Source organism: Micromonospora sp. ALFpr18c, from assembly GCF_008868155.1.
Taxonomy (GTDB): domain Bacteria; phylum Actinomycetota; class Actinomycetes; order Mycobacteriales; family Micromonosporaceae; genus Micromonospora.
In genome coordinates, this window is record NZ_WBKR01000165.1 from 1 (window position 1) to 14728 (window position 14728).

Annotated in this window: 16 protein-coding genes; 8 read left to right on the plus strand and 8 right to left on the minus strand. The window is 72.4% G+C overall.

Annotated elements, in window-relative coordinates; all coding sequences use genetic code 11:
• Positions 1-148: 148 nt before the first annotated feature.
• Positions 149-1219, plus strand: coding sequence for a sorbosone dehydrogenase family protein (locus F8271_RS24015; protein WP_225854722.1), 1071 nt, complete (start codon positions 149-151; stop codon positions 1217-1219).
• Between the two features lie 91 nt (positions 1220-1310).
• Here F8271_RS24015 and F8271_RS24020 read toward each other — a convergent pair whose 3' ends face one another.
• Positions 1311-1745: a VOC family protein gene (locus F8271_RS24020; protein ID WP_151492093.1), complete on the minus strand. Its 435-nt coding sequence runs from the start codon at positions 1743-1745 to the stop codon at positions 1311-1313.
• Positions 1746-1848: 103 nt separating this feature from the next.
• Here F8271_RS24020 and F8271_RS24025 point away from each other — a divergent pair, with 103 nt between their 5' ends.
• Positions 1849-2742, plus strand: coding sequence for a septum formation family protein (locus F8271_RS24025; RefSeq protein WP_151492094.1), 894 nt, complete (start codon positions 1849-1851; stop codon positions 2740-2742).
• Positions 2743-2749: 7 nt separating this feature from the next.
• Here the strand turns inward: F8271_RS24025 and F8271_RS24030 are convergent, their stop codons facing one another.
• Entirely contained in the window at positions 2750-3742 is a 993-nt protein-coding gene (locus F8271_RS24030) for a hypothetical protein (RefSeq protein WP_151492095.1), read from the minus strand.
• A gap of 153 nt (positions 3743-3895) precedes the next feature.
• Here F8271_RS24030 and F8271_RS24035 point away from each other — a divergent pair, with 153 nt between their 5' ends.
• From F8271_RS24035 to F8271_RS24055, 5 genes are all read left to right on the plus strand, one after another.
• Positions 3896-4291 carry a VOC family protein gene (locus tag F8271_RS24035; protein WP_151492096.1) on the plus strand — a complete coding sequence of 132 codons (396 nt, stop codon included), beginning with the start codon at positions 3896-3898 and terminating at the stop codon, positions 4289-4291.
• Between the two features lie 118 nt (positions 4292-4409).
• Positions 4410-5588 carry a sensor histidine kinase gene (locus F8271_RS24040; RefSeq protein WP_151492097.1) on the plus strand — a complete coding sequence of 393 codons (1179 nt, stop codon included), beginning with the start codon at positions 4410-4412 and terminating at the stop codon, positions 5586-5588.
• 61 nt (positions 5589-5649) lie between these two features.
• Positions 5650-6792 (plus strand): hypothetical protein, encoded by a 1143-nt coding sequence (locus tag F8271_RS24045; protein WP_225854725.1) that lies wholly within the window; start codon positions 5650-5652, stop codon positions 6790-6792.
• Positions 6765-7478, plus strand: coding sequence for a response regulator transcription factor (locus F8271_RS24050; protein ID WP_151492098.1), 714 nt, complete (start codon positions 6765-6767; stop codon positions 7476-7478). The genes F8271_RS24045 and F8271_RS24050 overlap by 28 nt, the downstream gene beginning before the upstream one ends.
• A gap of 72 nt (positions 7479-7550) precedes the next feature.
• A complete protein-coding gene (locus F8271_RS24055) occupies positions 7551-8273 on the plus strand; it encodes a hypothetical protein (protein WP_151492099.1) in 723 nt (240 codons plus the stop codon).
• Between the two features lie 203 nt (positions 8274-8476).
• On the opposite strand, the gene F8271_RS24060 is transcribed toward F8271_RS24055, so the two are convergent.
• From F8271_RS24060 to F8271_RS24075, 4 genes are all read right to left on the minus strand, one after another.
• Positions 8477-9229, minus strand: coding sequence for a 1-acyl-sn-glycerol-3-phosphate acyltransferase (locus F8271_RS24060; RefSeq protein ID WP_151492100.1), 753 nt, complete (start codon positions 9227-9229; stop codon positions 8477-8479).
• 96 nt (positions 9230-9325) lie between these two features.
• Positions 9326-11386: a glycogen debranching N-terminal domain-containing protein gene (locus F8271_RS24065; protein ID WP_151492101.1), complete on the minus strand. Its 2061-nt coding sequence runs from the start codon at positions 11384-11386 to the stop codon at positions 9326-9328.
• Entirely contained in the window at positions 11386-11757 is a 372-nt protein-coding gene (locus F8271_RS24070; RefSeq protein ID WP_151492102.1) for an SCP2 sterol-binding domain-containing protein, read from the minus strand. The genes F8271_RS24065 and F8271_RS24070 overlap by 1 nt, the downstream gene beginning before the upstream one ends.
• Positions 11758-11960: 203 nt before the next feature.
• Positions 11961-12377, minus strand: a complete 417-nt coding sequence (locus tag F8271_RS24075; protein WP_151492103.1) for a CBS domain-containing protein — start codon at positions 12375-12377, stop codon at positions 11961-11963.
• 119 nt (positions 12378-12496) lie between these two features.
• Here F8271_RS24075 and F8271_RS24080 point away from each other — a divergent pair, with 119 nt between their 5' ends.
• Positions 12497-13078 (plus strand): nucleotidyltransferase family protein, encoded by a 582-nt coding sequence (locus F8271_RS24080; protein WP_151492104.1) that lies wholly within the window; start codon positions 12497-12499, stop codon positions 13076-13078.
• Positions 13079-13149: 71 nt separating this feature from the next.
• Here F8271_RS24080 and F8271_RS24085 read toward each other — a convergent pair whose 3' ends face one another.
• Positions 13150-13590, minus strand: a complete 441-nt coding sequence (locus F8271_RS24085) for a PPOX class F420-dependent oxidoreductase (protein ID WP_225854723.1) — start codon at positions 13588-13590, stop codon at positions 13150-13152.
• A 124-nt stretch (positions 13591-13714) separates the two neighbouring features.
• Positions 13715-14728, minus strand: a 1014-nt coding sequence (locus tag F8271_RS24090; RefSeq protein ID WP_225854724.1) for an aspartate-semialdehyde dehydrogenase, incomplete at its 5' end; no start/stop codon positions are given.

Consider the following 14728-nt stretch of genomic DNA (forward strand, 5'->3'; position numbering starts at 1 on the left):
GGGCATGGATCAACAAACCCGACAACAGCGACCCCGCACAGACCACCGCCTCGCCTGTGCTTAACCAACCAGCAGCACAAAGCTAAACAAAATCAAGAAAATGTCTCAGTTGACTTGACAGGCTCCGAACACCGCGTACCAGTACTACGTGGTCGCCCGGGACGCGCAGGACAACGTCTCGCCGCGCAGCAGCACCACGACGGTGACCACCGGCGCCGCGTGCGGCAACCCGGTGTGCGGGGTACGACAGGTCACGACCGACACCGACATCCCGTGGGGACTGGTGACGTTGCCGGACGGCAGCGTCCTCTACAACCGCCGGGACGCGCACGACATCATCCAGCTCAACCCCACCACCGGGGTCAAGACCAACCTGGGCACGGTGCCGAACGTGCAGAGCACCGACGGTGAGGGCGGCCTGTTGGGCCTCGCCATCTCGGCCAGCTTCAGCAGCGACCGCTGGCTGTACATCATGCACACCTCGCCCAGCGACAACCGCGTCGTCCGGATCCGCCTGGAGAACGGCCGCCTCAACACCGCCAGCGAGCAGGTGCTGGTCAGTGGCATCCGGCGGAACAAGTACCACGACGGCGGTCGGCTGCGGTTCGGCCCGGACGGCAAGTTGTACGCCAGCACCGGCGACGCGCAGAACGGCGCGTACGCCCAGGATCGCTCCGCGCTCGAAGGCAAGGTCCTGCGCCTCAACCCGGACGGCACCGTCCCCTCGGACAACCCGTTCGGCAACTACGTGTGGAGCTACGGTCACCGCAACCCGCAGGGCCTGACGTTCGACTCGCAGGGCCGGCTGTGGGAGCAGGAGTTCGGCAACTCGATCATGGATGAGACCAACCTGATCACCCGGGGAGGCAACTACGGCTGGCCGGCGTGCGAGGGCACCAGTGGCACCTGCGGCACCGCCGGGTTCATCGCGCCGGTGCGCACCTACCCGACCGCGGAAGGATCCTGCTCCGGCATCACGATCGTGCGGGACGCGCTCTACGTGGCCTGCGCGCGGGGTGCCCGCATGTATCGCGCGGCGATCAGCGGCAGCAGCCTGACGAACGTGCAGACGTACTTCAGTGGCACCTACGGCCGGCTACGCACGGTGGAGCCCGCTCCCGACGGGGGGCTGTGGTTGACCACCACCAACCAGGGTGACAAGGACAGCACCCCGAACAACAGCAACGAGCGCGTCCTGCACGTCACGCTCGGCAACTGATCGGCGGCCTCCTCCGGCGCGGGCGACAGGTCGCGTCCGCGTCGGAGGATGGCCCGGTGAAGAAGAGAAGTCGCGGTGACCCCGCTGCCTCTCAGGCTGCGGATGCGGCGACGCAGAACTCGTTGCCCTCCGGGTCGGCCATCACCACGTGGTGCCGGTCGACCTCCTCCAGGATCGTCCCGCCCGCCTCGACCAGGCGGAGAGCTTCGGCCATGATCCGCTCCCACCGCTCGTCGGGGCCGCCGTGCACCGGCACGCGAATGTCGATGTGCAGGCGGTTCTTCGCCGTCTTGGGCTCGGGGACGTTGAGGATCGAGAGGCGCGGGCCGACACCGTCCGGGTCACACAGCCACGCGCCGTGCTCGGGGAGGTCGTCCTCCGGCAGGTCGAACTGGGCGAGCCACTCCGCCCGCGTCGTGAAGGGCGGGGGCGGCGGCTCGTCGATGTAGCCCAGGGCGGTCTTCCAGAACGCGCCGAGCACCTGCGCGTCGGTGGAGTCGAGTGTCAGATCAATCCTCGCTGCCATGCCCGGAACATAGCGCTCACCTCCGACGGTCAGCGTGCTCACTCACTGGTCGCGGTGGTGCCTTATGCTGCGCGCGTCGGCACGGGGGCACGGGGAGATGGACATGCGACGCCAGGTCACGGCAGCGGTTGCGGCTGCCTTCGTCATGGTGGTGGCGGCGGGCTGCGGCACGCCGGCCGGTACGGACGGCGATCTGTCCGACGACTGGCGGCCGATGGCTCAGGCGGAGCAGTTCTCGCCGAAGGCGGGCGAGTGCCACACCATCTCCGAACCGACCGCGTACCTCACCAGCTACGCCCCGGTGGACTGCGCGAACACCCATCTGGTGGAGACCTTTCACGTGGGCACGTTCACCGGCGCGCTGACCGCACGAACCTCGCCGCCCAAGGTGGAGTCGGCGACGATGCGGTCGACGTTCGCCGACTGTGACACGCGTGCCAAGCAGTTCGTGGGTGGCGACTGGCGCGATGCCCGACTGTCGGTGCAGGTCGCACCGGCGTCGCCGGCCGGCTGGGCGGGCGGTGCCCGCTGGTACCGGTGCGACATCTTCGAGGTGGACGAGGTCAACGGCCCGAACGGGGAGTCCGACGCCGCGATCCAGCGGCTCGGTTCTCTCCGCGATGCTCTGGCCAAGCGCTCCGGTCTGCTGCTCAGCTGCATGAACGAGGACAAGTGGGGCATGCTGCGGCCGGTCGCCTGCACCACCGGGCACCAGTTCGAGTACGCCGGCACCTGGACCGCGCCGGACCGCTCCTGGGGGGACGCCACCAGGGACGAAGCCTCCGTCCACTCCGCCTGCCGGGCGGTCATCGCCCGGTTCGCGAAGGTGCCGGTGGACGCCAAGCTGCCCTATCGCACCGGTACCGCGTACCGGTTCCCGAACCGGCTTCTGTGGGAGCGGGGTGACCGGGGCATTCGCTGCTATTACTGGTCCGGCGGCACGTCGGTCAAGCGGTCGATCGCCGGCGGCGGCACGGCGGTACTGCCGGTCCGCTGAAGCCGGGTCAGACCGGCCCGAGCAGGGCGGCCAACGCGGCGTCGCCCTGGCCGAGCTGCGCCCCACCGGCCGGCGGTACGACGAGGAAGCGCCGGCAGCCGTCGAGTTCCACGTACCGGTCCGGCCCGCCGGCACCGTTGAGCGGTCGCAGCACGGCGAAGCGTGACGCCGGGGTGGCACAGTCGTCCGCCGTGCGGGTGGTGGCCAGCGCCCGGAGCACGCCCGCCTGCCGCTCGGGTGGCAGCGGGCCGCCGTACTCGAAATCGCCTGCCGGTTTGCCGCCGCCCTGCTCGGACGCGGGCACCTGGTAGACGCAGAGGCGCAGCGGCCCGGCGGTGGGGACGGTGGCCGGTGCGGGCGGTCGGGGGCGTCCCATGCTCGTCTCCACCCACACCATGTCCGCCCACCGCTGCGAACAGCCGGCGGCCTCGGCCTCCGACGATTCGACCTGCCCGACGGCACGGGTGTCCACCGTGGTCAGCCGCAGTCCGTCGAGTGCCGCGCGGACCTCGGGGCGTGGCTTGCCACACACGTCGGTCGGCAGGTACGGGCGCAGCCAGCGTCCCCGCTCGTCGAGCAGCGCGAGCCACGGCGGGACGATCATGTCGAGGGTGCAGGCGATCTCCCCGTCCGCCCGCTGGGTGGGCAGGCGCAGCGCGTCCACGAGCGCACCGATCTCGTCGGCGCGTCGTTCGGTGGCCACCTGTTCCTGACCGCCGCCGGGGCGCGGCCGGATCTCCCGGCCGCAGAGCACGACGGCGACCGGGGTGAACGCGGGGTCGATGCGCCCGCTCTCCGGCTCGTCCCGGGCGGCGGCCGGCGGCGTCAGCAACACGGCGCCGGCCTGCGGTGCGGCTTGGGCGCAGGAGGTCCACCGGTCGACGATCCGGGCGGGGCCGGGCTCGTCCGCCGGCCCGGTCGCCGAGCCCGCACACCCACCCAGCGCCATGCCGAGCACCGCCGCCACCAGTACCGTGCCACCCGGGCGCATCCCGCTCACCACCTCTCCACCAGGAGATGGGACGGACGGCGGGCACACCCGGTTCCCGCCGGTCGTACCGGGACGCGGCGCTGGCGAAGCGGTGGCGTGACGTCGCCAACCATGGGTGCCACCGCCGGCCGCCGCCGGAGCGCCGGTCGGCAGAATGGCCAGATGGCACATCTGGGACTCGTCGCGTTGCTGGTCAGGGAGTACGACGAGGCGATCGACTTCTACGTCGGCGGCCTCGGCTTCGAGTTGGTGGAGGACACCACCCGACCGGACGGCTCGCGTTGGGTGGTGGTGCGCCCGCCGGGTGCCCGGGAGACGGCGGTGCTGTTGGCCCGCCCGAGCAGCCCGGAGCAGCAGGCGCGGATCGGCGACCAGACCGGCGGCCGGGTCGGCCTGTTCCTGTACACCGAGGACTTCGCCCGGGATCACGCGCGGATGGTGGTGGCCGGGGTGCGGTTCCTGGAGGAGCCGCGGCACGAGTCGTACGGCTCGGTCGCGGTCTTCGCCGACCTCTACGGCAACCGCTGGGACCTGCTCCAGCCCCGCAGCACAGAGTGACACATCAGCGACACGGCGCTCACAACGGGTGACCGGTTGTCGTCGGCCATGCTATTCTCCGATGTCGATCTCCGCCGCGCGGACCCGGACCGGGTCGTTGTCGGAAGGACGCCTCCCGATGCCGGCCGTTGCCACCCCGACCGTGCCGCCGCCCGCGCTGGACAGTCCGGCCGGCGGCGCGTTCAACCTCATCTTCACCACCCTGCCGGCGCTGCTGCGGCTGACCTGCGGGTTGGTCGGTGCGGCGGTGGCACTGTCGGTGCGTACCCCACCGGTCGAACCGGCCCTGCTGCTGCCGGTCGTGGCCGCGCTGACCGGCTGGTCGCTCTGGTACGCCGTCCGCGCGCTGCGCCACGGGTTCACCCCGGCCCTGGTCGCCGGTGACGTCACGGTCACCTCGGTGGCCTGCCTGCTGATACCCGTGCTGGTGGCACCCGGGGTGCTGCCCGGCGAGGGCAGTTGGATCGCGGTGCTCGCCAGCACCACGGTGATCAACGCACAGGCCACCGCCGCGCCGCGGTGGTCGGTCCCGGCCGGGCTGCTGGTCACCGCCGCGTACGCGCTGGGCACGTCCTCCGCCGGCAATTCCACCGAGGCGCGGGCGCACGCGGCCACGCTGCTCGTGCAGACCGCCTGCACGGCGATGATGACCGGGGTGATGCGCCGCCGGATCGGACGTGCGGACCGGGCGTTCGCCGAGCATCAGCGGCTGACCGGGGAGGCGTTGGTCGCCCGCTCGGCCCGGGAGGCCGAACGTCAGCAGAACCGCGATCTACACGACACCGTGCTCGGGACGTTGACCATGGTGGGGCTCGGCGCGGTGGCCGGCCCGTCCGCCGCGTTCCGCGAACGGTGTGCCGCCGACCTGCGTACCCTCGTCGCGGCCGCCGACGTCGGCCCGGTGCCCGGTGACGGCCCGGTGCCCCTGGACGAGCGGCTGCGCACGGTGCCCGACCGGTTGTCCGAGCTACCGGTGACCCTGGAGCTGGCGGGGTGCGCGGTGCCCGCCGGGGTGGCCGACGCGATCACCGAGAGCACCTACGCGGCGCTGTCCAACGTGGTCCGGCACGCTCCGGGGGCGCGGGCCACGCTGCGGCTTTCCCGCGACGCGATCGCCGTCGTGGTCGAGGTCGCCGACGACGGTCCGGGCTTCGACCCGGCCACCGTCCCCGCGCACCGGTACGGGTTGCGCGAGTCGATCCGCGGCCGGATGGCGACGGTCGGCGGGCGGGCCGAGGTGCACTCGACCCCCGGTGGGGGCACCCGGATCCGACTGGAGTGGCCCGGTGTCGGCTGACCTCGGCGCCGCGACGCCGCCCACCCCCGTGGCCGAGGCGCCTGAGCGCACCGGGGGCGGCGTGCCGGCGCCCCGGGAGTCGGCGTCCACGGCCGCGCTCGCCGCACCGGCCGCCGTGGCCCACGCCTCCGACCGGGGTGCCCGGATAGTCGCCGTCGCCATCGCGCTGGCCTGGCACGTCGCCATCGGGCTGCCGGCGGTGCTCGCCGCCCGCGCGGAGTTCGCCGCGCCGGTGGTGGTGCTCGGCGGATGGGTGCTGGTCCTGGCCGCCGGTGCGACGGCCGGGGTGCTGCTGTTGCGGGGCACGCCGCTGCCGCCGTGGCCGCTGGCCGGGCTGCTGCTCGTCGTCGACGCGGCGGTCTTCGCCGCCGCCGGCGAGCGACAGCTGTTCACCGCCGGCAACTGGGTGTGGGGCACGCTCGGCTGGTTCTTCGTGCTCGCGCTGTGGGGACGGCGGGTCGCCGGGCTGGTGGCGCTGTTGACCACGCATGCGGTGATCGCGCTGGTCGCCGTGCTCGGGCACGGCTCCGACGGTGCCGACCTGGCCCGCTACGTGATGTACGTCTACGGCACGTTCTCGCTCCCGGTGGCGGTCTTCGTGGGCAGCGCGGCGATCGTCGGGCTGGCCCGGGAACGGGCCGCCGCCGCGGCCGCCATGCACACGATGGCCGCGGAACGCGACGCCGCCGAGCGGGGCCTGCGGGAACGCCGGGACCGGCTCGCCCTGGTCGGGGCGGCGGCCGGGCGGGTGCTCGGCGAGTTGGCCTCCGGTCAGGCCGACCCGGACGACCCGGAGGTGCAACGGCGGTGCGTGCTCGCCGCCGCCCGGCTGCGCCGCCTGATCGCCGAGTCCGACGACGTGCCCGATCCGCTGCTGCACGAACTGCGGGCGGCCGTCGATCTGGCCGAACGCAACGGCCTGCCGATCGATCTGGTCACCATCGGCGGGCCGCCGCCGCTGCCGGTGGAGATCCGCCGTCAGCTGGCCGACCCGCTCACCGGCATCCTCGCCGATGCCCGGGGGTGGGCCCGGCTGACCGTGGTGTCCGGCCCCGACGAGGTGGTGGTCAGCCTGGTCACGCCGGACCGGCAGGAGCCGGAGGCGACCGGGCCGCCGCTCGGGGACCACGACGACGGGCCGGTGCAGCACCTCTACGAGCGGGACGGGGACATCAGATGGGCACAGACCCGGTGGCGGAGGTGACGGGCGCCCGGCCGGTCGGGGTGGCGATCGTCGACGACCACCCGGTGGTCGTCGAGGGCGTCCGCGCCTGGCTCGCCACCGAGACACGACTGACCGTGCTGGCCACCGGTGACGACCCGGACGAGGTGCTGCGGGCGGCGCCGGACGCCGACGTGGTCCTGCTCGACCTGCGACTGCACGGCAGGATGGCGCTGGACAAGCTGGCCGAGCTGAGCGCCGCCGGGCGGCGGGTGGTGGTCTACTCGGAGCACACCGACCCGGAGACGATGCTCGCGGCGCTGGACGCCGGCGCGGTGGCGTTCCTGGCCAAGCACGAGGGCCGGGAGCACTGCGTGGCGACCGTGCTGGCCGCGGCGAGCGACCGCCCCTATGTGCCGCCGGCGTTGGCCGGCGCGATGGTCGGCGACCCCCGACCGGACCGGCCGATGCTGTCCGACAAGGAACGTGAGGCGCTGCTGCTGTGGTTCCAGTCGATGTCCAAGGCGTCGGTGGCCCGCCGGATGCAGATCAGCGAACACACGGTCAAGCAGTACGTCGACCGCGCGCGGATCAAGTACACCCGGGCGGGGCGCCCAGCCGCCACAAAGGCGGCGTTGCTCGCCCGTGCGATCGAGGACGGCCTCGTCCGCCCGGAGGAGATCGGCATCTACCGGTCACAGGCGACGCACGACCGGCCGACCCCCTAACGGGCGTCATGACAGCGGACCTCGGATCCGCCAGGCTTCTGAGCACAGCCCGCTGACCGGAAGGTCGTGACGATGCACTCCGACGCGTCTCCCTTCTTCATCGGACCCCATCGGTTCGACGCGCCGGACGACGACGTGGGGCCGGTCCTGGACCGCCGCTACGACCTGCGTCCGATGCCCGGTGAACGGGTGCTCGGCCGGCACCGGCTGCTGGTCGCCGGCTACCTGCTCGGGCCGACCGAGGCGCGGCGGGGCTGGGGGCTGCCCGGCCCGGTCTCGGTGACCGTCACCGACCAGCGGATCTGCTGGGTGGGCACCGGTTCCCAGCTCTCCCTGGTCGCCGACGACACGCCCCGCTCCCGGCTCGCCGGTCGGCTGCCGGGGCTGATGAGCGGGCAGATCCGCTGGCAGTGGCCGTCCCGTCTGGAGCTGCCGCCGGCCACCGCGGACGCCCCGGCGCAACTGCTGATCGTCTGCGACGCGCTGCGCACCATCCAGCAGCCGGCGCTGGCGCTCGGCGGGTCGGCCGGCGAGGTCCTCGCGCTGGCCCAGCAGGTCCGCCGTGCGGTGGCGATGTTCCGGCTCACCCGCCCGCACCTGGTCGACCTGTCGGCGCAGGAGCGCGACGTCCTGCTGCTGCGGGCCGGCCCCGGCCTGCTCGCCGGGGACACCCGGGTCACGCTGCCCGGCTCGCTTCCGGTGGAGTTCCGCTCCCGCGACGACTACTACCGCTCGGGGCCGGAGCCGACCTCGTGGACCGGGCTCGCGGGCGGCACCGCATCCGGGCATCGGTGAAGCCGACGCTCCGCGCGGCCGACTCGACCGTCGTACCGTGGCGCTCATCCCGCGAAGCGCGACGGTGACACATCCTCCGACGAGCGTGATGCCGCTGAGTCATCAAGATGACTCAGCGGCATCACGCTCAACAGGACTAGCCCTGCCCCGGCGGCAGGCCAGCACCCCATGCGGCCTCGTGGCGGGTGCGGATCGATCCAGCGTCAGGCGCTGGGGGTGCGCTGCTCACCTGCGGCGTCCAGGGCGGCGGCCTCCTCCGGCGTGGGTGCGCTGCCGCCCAGGTGCGCCGGCAGCCACCAGGTGTCCTCCGGGCCGGCCGGCGCGTCCGGGTACTCCCGCTGGGCCCGGTCGACGAGCGCGCTGAGTCGGGTGGTCAGCTCGGCGGCCAGCGCGTTCGGGTCGGGGTGATCGGCCGGGTCGATCGGCTCGCCGATGAGGATCGTGATCGGGGTGTGCCGGCGGGTGAGGGTGCGGGGGCGGCCCTTCGTCCAGAGCCGTTGAGTGCCCCACAGCGCGACCGGCAGCACCGGCACCTTCGCCGAGCGGGCCATCCGGACGGTGCCGCTCTTGAGTTCCTTCACGGTGAACGACTGGCTGATCGTCGCCTCGGGGAAGACGCCGACCACCTCGCCGCGCTTCAGGGCGGCCACCGCGGCCCGGAACGACGCCGCACCGGCCTCCCGGTCGACGGGGATGTGTCGCATGCCGCGCATCAGCGGGCCGGAGATCCGATGCGTGAACACCGACTGCTTGGCCATGAACCGGACCAGCCGGCCGGACGCGTTCGCGCCCAACCCGGCGAAGATGAAGTCGAGATAGCTGACGTGGTTGCTGGCCAGCACCGCCCCGCCGGTGCGGGGTACGTGGTGGGCGCCCTCGATGGTGATCTTCAGGTCGAGGACCCGGAACATCGTCTTGGCGGCGGCGATAACGGGCGGGTACACGAGCTCCGGCATCCGCAGAATCTACCCTGCTCCGCTGGGGATCGCCTGGGTGGTGACCGGCGGCGACACGCCGGTCGCGTCGCCGCCGGTGAACGCCGGCCCGTCCGGTCAGTCGCCGAGGCTGTCCAGGTCCAACCTGCCGCGGGCGAACGCGTCCACCCGACCCCAGCGACCCGGAATGTCCAGCACCTCGATCCGGCCCATGCCGACCGGCAGCCGTGGCTCGACCGCCAGGTGGCCCTCGTGTGGCTCCAGGCCCAGCATGGTGCGCAGCAGCAACAGCGGCGTACCGGTGGACCAGGCCTGCGGGCTGCACGCCGTGGGGTACTCGACCGGGAACTTGGTCAGCTCCCGCGGATAACCACCGAACGCCTCGGGAAGCCGCCCGTTGAAGTAGGTGGCCGCGTCCAGGATGCCGTTGGCGATGCTGGCGGCCTCTTCGGCGAAGCCGTACCGGCGCAGACCCCAGGCGATGAAGGAGTTGTCGAACGGCCAGATCGTGCCGTTGTGGTAGCCGATCGGGTTGTACCGCGCCTCCCCCTCGGCGAGCGTGCGCACCCCCCACCCGCTGAACAGCCGCGGCCCGACCAGGTGCTGAGCGATCTTCTCCGCCCGCTCCTGGTCGACGATCCCGCTCCAGAGCAGGTGACCGATGTTGGAGCTGAGGACGTCGCACTGGCGGCCGTTCGGGTCCAGGGCCAGCGCGTAGTACTCGCCGTCGGCAACCCACCAGTCCCGGTTGAACCGCTGCTTCAGCTCCGCCGCCTCCCGCTCCAACTGGTCGGCGAACTCCGGGTCGTCCCAGAACTCGCGGGCCATCCGGGCGGCGCGGATCTTCGCGTCGTACGCGTACCCCTGCACCTCGCAGGTGGCCCGCGGGAACGGCGGCAGCGTGCCGTCGGCGTAGGAGATCGAGTCCCAGGAGTCCTTCCAGCACTGGTTCTCCAGGCCGGTGTCGGTGTTGCGCCGCTCGTACCAGATGTAGCCGTTGCCGACCAGGTCGGCGTAGTTGTCGATCCACCTGAGCGCGGCCCGGGACTCCTGCTCCAGTTCCTTGACCAACGCGACGTCCCCGGTCCACCGCTCGTACTCGTCGAGCAGCACGACGAACAGCGGGGTCGCGTCCACCGAGCCGTAGTACGGCGAGTGCGGCTGCTCCTCGAACGCCGCGGTTTCGCCGTAGCGCATCTCGTGCAGGATCCGCCCGGGATCCTCGTCCCGGAAGTCGTCGAAGCGGCTGCCCTGCAGGGACGCGAGGATGCGCAGCGTGGTCTTCGACAGCTGCGGGGTGAACGGCAACGTCTGCAGGCAGGTGAGGATGCTGTCCCGCCCGAACATGGTCATGAACCAGGGCAGGCCGGCGGCGGGCAGGGTGGCGCCGCCCAGCGACAGCGGCGAGAAGCGGAGCGCCGCCAGGTCGATGAGGCTGCGCCGGTACGTGCTGGCCACCCGGCCGTGCTCGCTGTTGACCTTCGGGGCGTCCGCGATCCACTTCTCCAGGTCGTGCTGCAGCGCCAGCCGCTCGGTGCCGTGCACCCGCAACCCGATCCGCAGGTCCCGACCACCGGGTCCGAGGGCGTGGGTCCGGACGTCGATCGCGGTGTTCCACTGCTCGTTCGGTTCCAGGTGGACGGTGTACGCGAAGCCCTTGCTGTCGTAGCGGGCCGCCATCGACGAGGAGATGACCGTCTCCCGCCGGAAGTTGCCCCGCCGGTAGCCCAACCGCAGTTTGTCCGTCTCGACCTCGGTGTAGTTCTCGCCCTTCTTGTTCAGGATCTCGTCCTTGACCTGGAACAGGTCGGCGAAGTCCGATGCCGCGTCCATCCGGATCTCCAGGTCGACCGGCTTCTCGTCGTGGTTGAGGATGGTGAGCTGCTCCCGGAAGCTGCCGCCCACCGCCCGCTCCCGGATGATCGACAACTTGGCGTCCACGTAGTGGGTGGCCATCCCCGGCACGAGGAAGAACCGGGACTCGAAGTACTGGAGGTCGTCGAAGGAGAGCGAGTTGAGTCGCTCCCCGTTGACGGTGAGCACCCAGGTGGACAGGAACCGTGTGTCGAGGGAGAACAGCCCGGTGGGCTCACTCGGGGTCGCCTCGATGTCGCCGGTGTCCTCGCAGACGACGAACGTGTTGCCGTCGAGGATCCGGACCATGTTGCTCTGCCCCATCAGTGCACCTCCCCCGCGAAGCGCCGGCGCGGCCCACGCGCGTCCGGTGAACCCGGGAAGATCCGCTCCACCTGCACGACGAGCCGGGCATCGCCGGCCACCGTCATGTCGCCCCGCAGCAGGGCGGCCAGGCCGTGTTCGCGGCCGGTGGCGAGGTCGTCGAAGAGGGCGGGGCTCGCCCCGATGACGGTGTCGGCCTCCCGGTCCTCCTGGCTCACGTTCAGCTGGCCATGGTCGATCCGCAGCAGCCAGTGCCGGGTCTGCGCGCCCTCGTGCAGGTCGATGCGCAGCGTCCCGGAGGTCTTCGCCAGCAGGGGCTCGTACCCCCTGCGGTCCAGGTCCTCGAAGAACCTCGTGGTCGCGTCCACCATCGGGTCCACTCCTCCCAGTTCGCCGGGCCCGGGATCCCACCCGGCGCGCGTCGCGCGCACGGCCGGCCTGGCACGTCCCCGCACGGGTCCCCGCCGGTCGCGCCGTCAATCTCGCCCGGATCGGGTGAACGGCCCGGGTCCTCACGACGCGCGCAGCGCCGGCCCTCCCACGAGGGGAGAGCCGGCGCGTCCGCGGCGGACGATCAGTTGTTCGGGTCGTCGGCGCTGATGTCGGCCAGAACCGACTGCGGTTCGCGCTCGACCGCGAGGTCGCCCATCGACACGAGCCCCACCAGGCGCCCGTCGTCGATCACCGGCAGCCGGCGTACGGCGTAGGTGCGCATCAGGTCCGCGGCGGCCACCGCGTCGTCGTACTGACTCACGGTGATCACATCGCGGGTCGTGATCTGGTTCAGGCGGGTCGAGCCCGGGTCCATGTTCTCCGCGACACCCCGGACCGTGATGTCCCGGTCCGTGACGATGCCGACCACGTTGTCGCCGTCGGTCACCACCACGTCACCAATCGCACTGTCACGCATCTCCTGCGCGGCTGCGATGAGCGTGTCGCTGCCGTCCATCGTCACCAACCGGGTCGTCATGAACTCTCCGACCGTTGTCATGGTGCTCCCCTCTCGGTGTCGGCACGGCCGTCTACCCGCCACGCGGGAGGGGGTAACGCGTACGGCGTGGTCGCCCTTGGGGAACGGCGTGCGTCGGTCGCGTCGCCTACGGTGGGCCGATGGTGGCGGGCGAGCGGGAGCTGCGGGACCTGGTTGCCGGCAGCGGCTGGTTGACCCGGGCGTTGACCGTGGTGCGCGACTCGGGCCTGCCGGACGCCTGGATCGGCGCGGGCGCCCTGCGCGACCTGGTCTGGGGCGAGCGGTACGGCGACGGGTTCGACCCGACGACGGTCCGGGACGTGGACGTGGTCTTCTTCGACCCGACGAGGTTGACCCGTGACGACGACGACCGGGCCACCGCCCGGCTGACGGCGGCGTGGCCGCAACCGCCGTGGCAGGCGCGCAACCAGGCGGCGGTGCACATCTGGTACGCGGCGAAGTTCGGTGGCGACCCGATCGCCCCGTACCGCAGCGTGGCCGAGGCGGTCGCCACCTGGCCGGAGTACGCGACCGCAGTGGCCGTCCGCCTCGACGCCGCCGATCGGCTGGAGGTCTGCGCGCCGTACGGCCTGGCGGATCTGCTCGGCGGGGTGTGGCGGCACAACCCGGCGCGGGTGGACGTGGCCCTGTCCCGGCAGCGGTTGGCCCGGCACCGGCCGGCGCAGCGCTGGCCGGGCGTGACCGTGATCGAGCCAGGCTGACCGGCCAGGTCGGGCGGCGGCCTCCGGTGGGGCGCCGCGCGCCCGACGGGCGTCGGCGACCGCGACGCGCGTCAGCCCCGGGGCGGCATTCCGTAGATCCGCTCCACGTGCAGGCGCAGCACCAGCCGGCCCTCGTCGACCATGACCTGCCGGTACTCGTCCCAGTCCGGGTGCTCGCCGCGCAGCGCCCGGTAGAGCGTCACCAACTCCTCGACCGTCGCGTCGCCCAGCTCGGCGGCGGGCGTGGTCAGCTCTGCGCGCCCCTCGACCACCGCGTACGCCCAACCGTCCTCGCTGCTCACGTGGAAGCTGGCTCGCGGGTCGCGACGCAGGTTGGCGGTCTTGGCCCGCCCCTCGGTGACGGAGACCCGGATCAGCCCAGCGTCCCGGTCGTACGAGTAGACCACGGTGGACAGCTGCGGTCGCCCGTCCCGTTTGATGGTCGCCAGCACGCCCATCGAGCGGCCGGCGATCAGGTCGGTCAACGCCTGCTGGGTGCGGTCATCCGGCACGGTGTCCTCCATGGGCCGTCGGCTTCGCCCCCCATCCAAGCACGCCTGGGCGGCCGCCGCCCCGCCCGGAACGGGGCCCGAGCCCCCGCCGGTGGCCGGCGAGGGCTCGGGGTGAGCGTGCCGGTCAGCGACGCTCGGCGGCGACCAGCTCGGCAAGCTGCACCGCGTTGAGTGCGGCGCCCTTGCGCAGGTTGTCGTTGGAGCAGAACAGGGCCAGCCCGTACTCCACGGTCTCGTCGGCGCGGATCCGGCCCACGTAGGTCGGGTCCTGACCGGCCGCCTGCAACGGCGTGGGTACGGCGGTCACCGCGACCCCGGGTGCGTCGGCGAGCAGCTCGTGGGCACGCTGCGGGGTGAGCGGCCGCGCGAACCGGGCGTTGATCTGCAGCGAGTGACCGGTGAAGACCGGCACCCGGACGCAGGTGCCGGAGACCTTCAGGTCGGGAATCTCCAGGATCTTGCGGCTCTCGTTGCGGAGCTTCTGCTCCTCGTCGGTCTCGAACGAGCCGTCGTCGACGATCGAGCCGGCCAGCGGGAGCACGTTGAAGGCGATCGGCTCGGCGAACGAGCGCGGGGCGGGGAACTCCACGGCCGAGCCGTCGAAGGCCAGCCCGGCGGCGTGCTCGGCGACCTTACGGACCTGCTCGTCCAGCTCGGCGACGCCGGCCAACCCGGCACCGGAGACGGCCTGGTACGTCGACACGACCAGGCCGACCAGGCCGGCTTCGGCGTGCAGCGGGCGCAACACCGGCATCGCGGCCATCGTGGTGCAGTTGGGGTTGGCGATGATGCCCTTCGGGCGGTTGCCGGCGGCGTGCGGGTTGACCTCGGCGACCACCAGCGGCACCTGCGGGTCCATCCGGAACGCCGACGAGTTGTCGATCACCACGGCGCCGGCCTCGGCGACCCGGGGGGCCAGCTCCAGGGCGGTGCCCTTACCGGCCGAGAAGAGCACGATGTCCAGTCCGGAGTAGTCGGCGCTCGCCGCGTCCTCGACGGTCACCTCGCCGTCGCGCCACGGCAGCGCGCGCCCGGCGGACCGCGCCGAGGCGAACAACCGCACCTGCTCCGCCGGGAACTCCCGCTCCGCCAGCACCTGCCGCATAACGCCACCGACCTGACCGGTGGCCCCCACAAT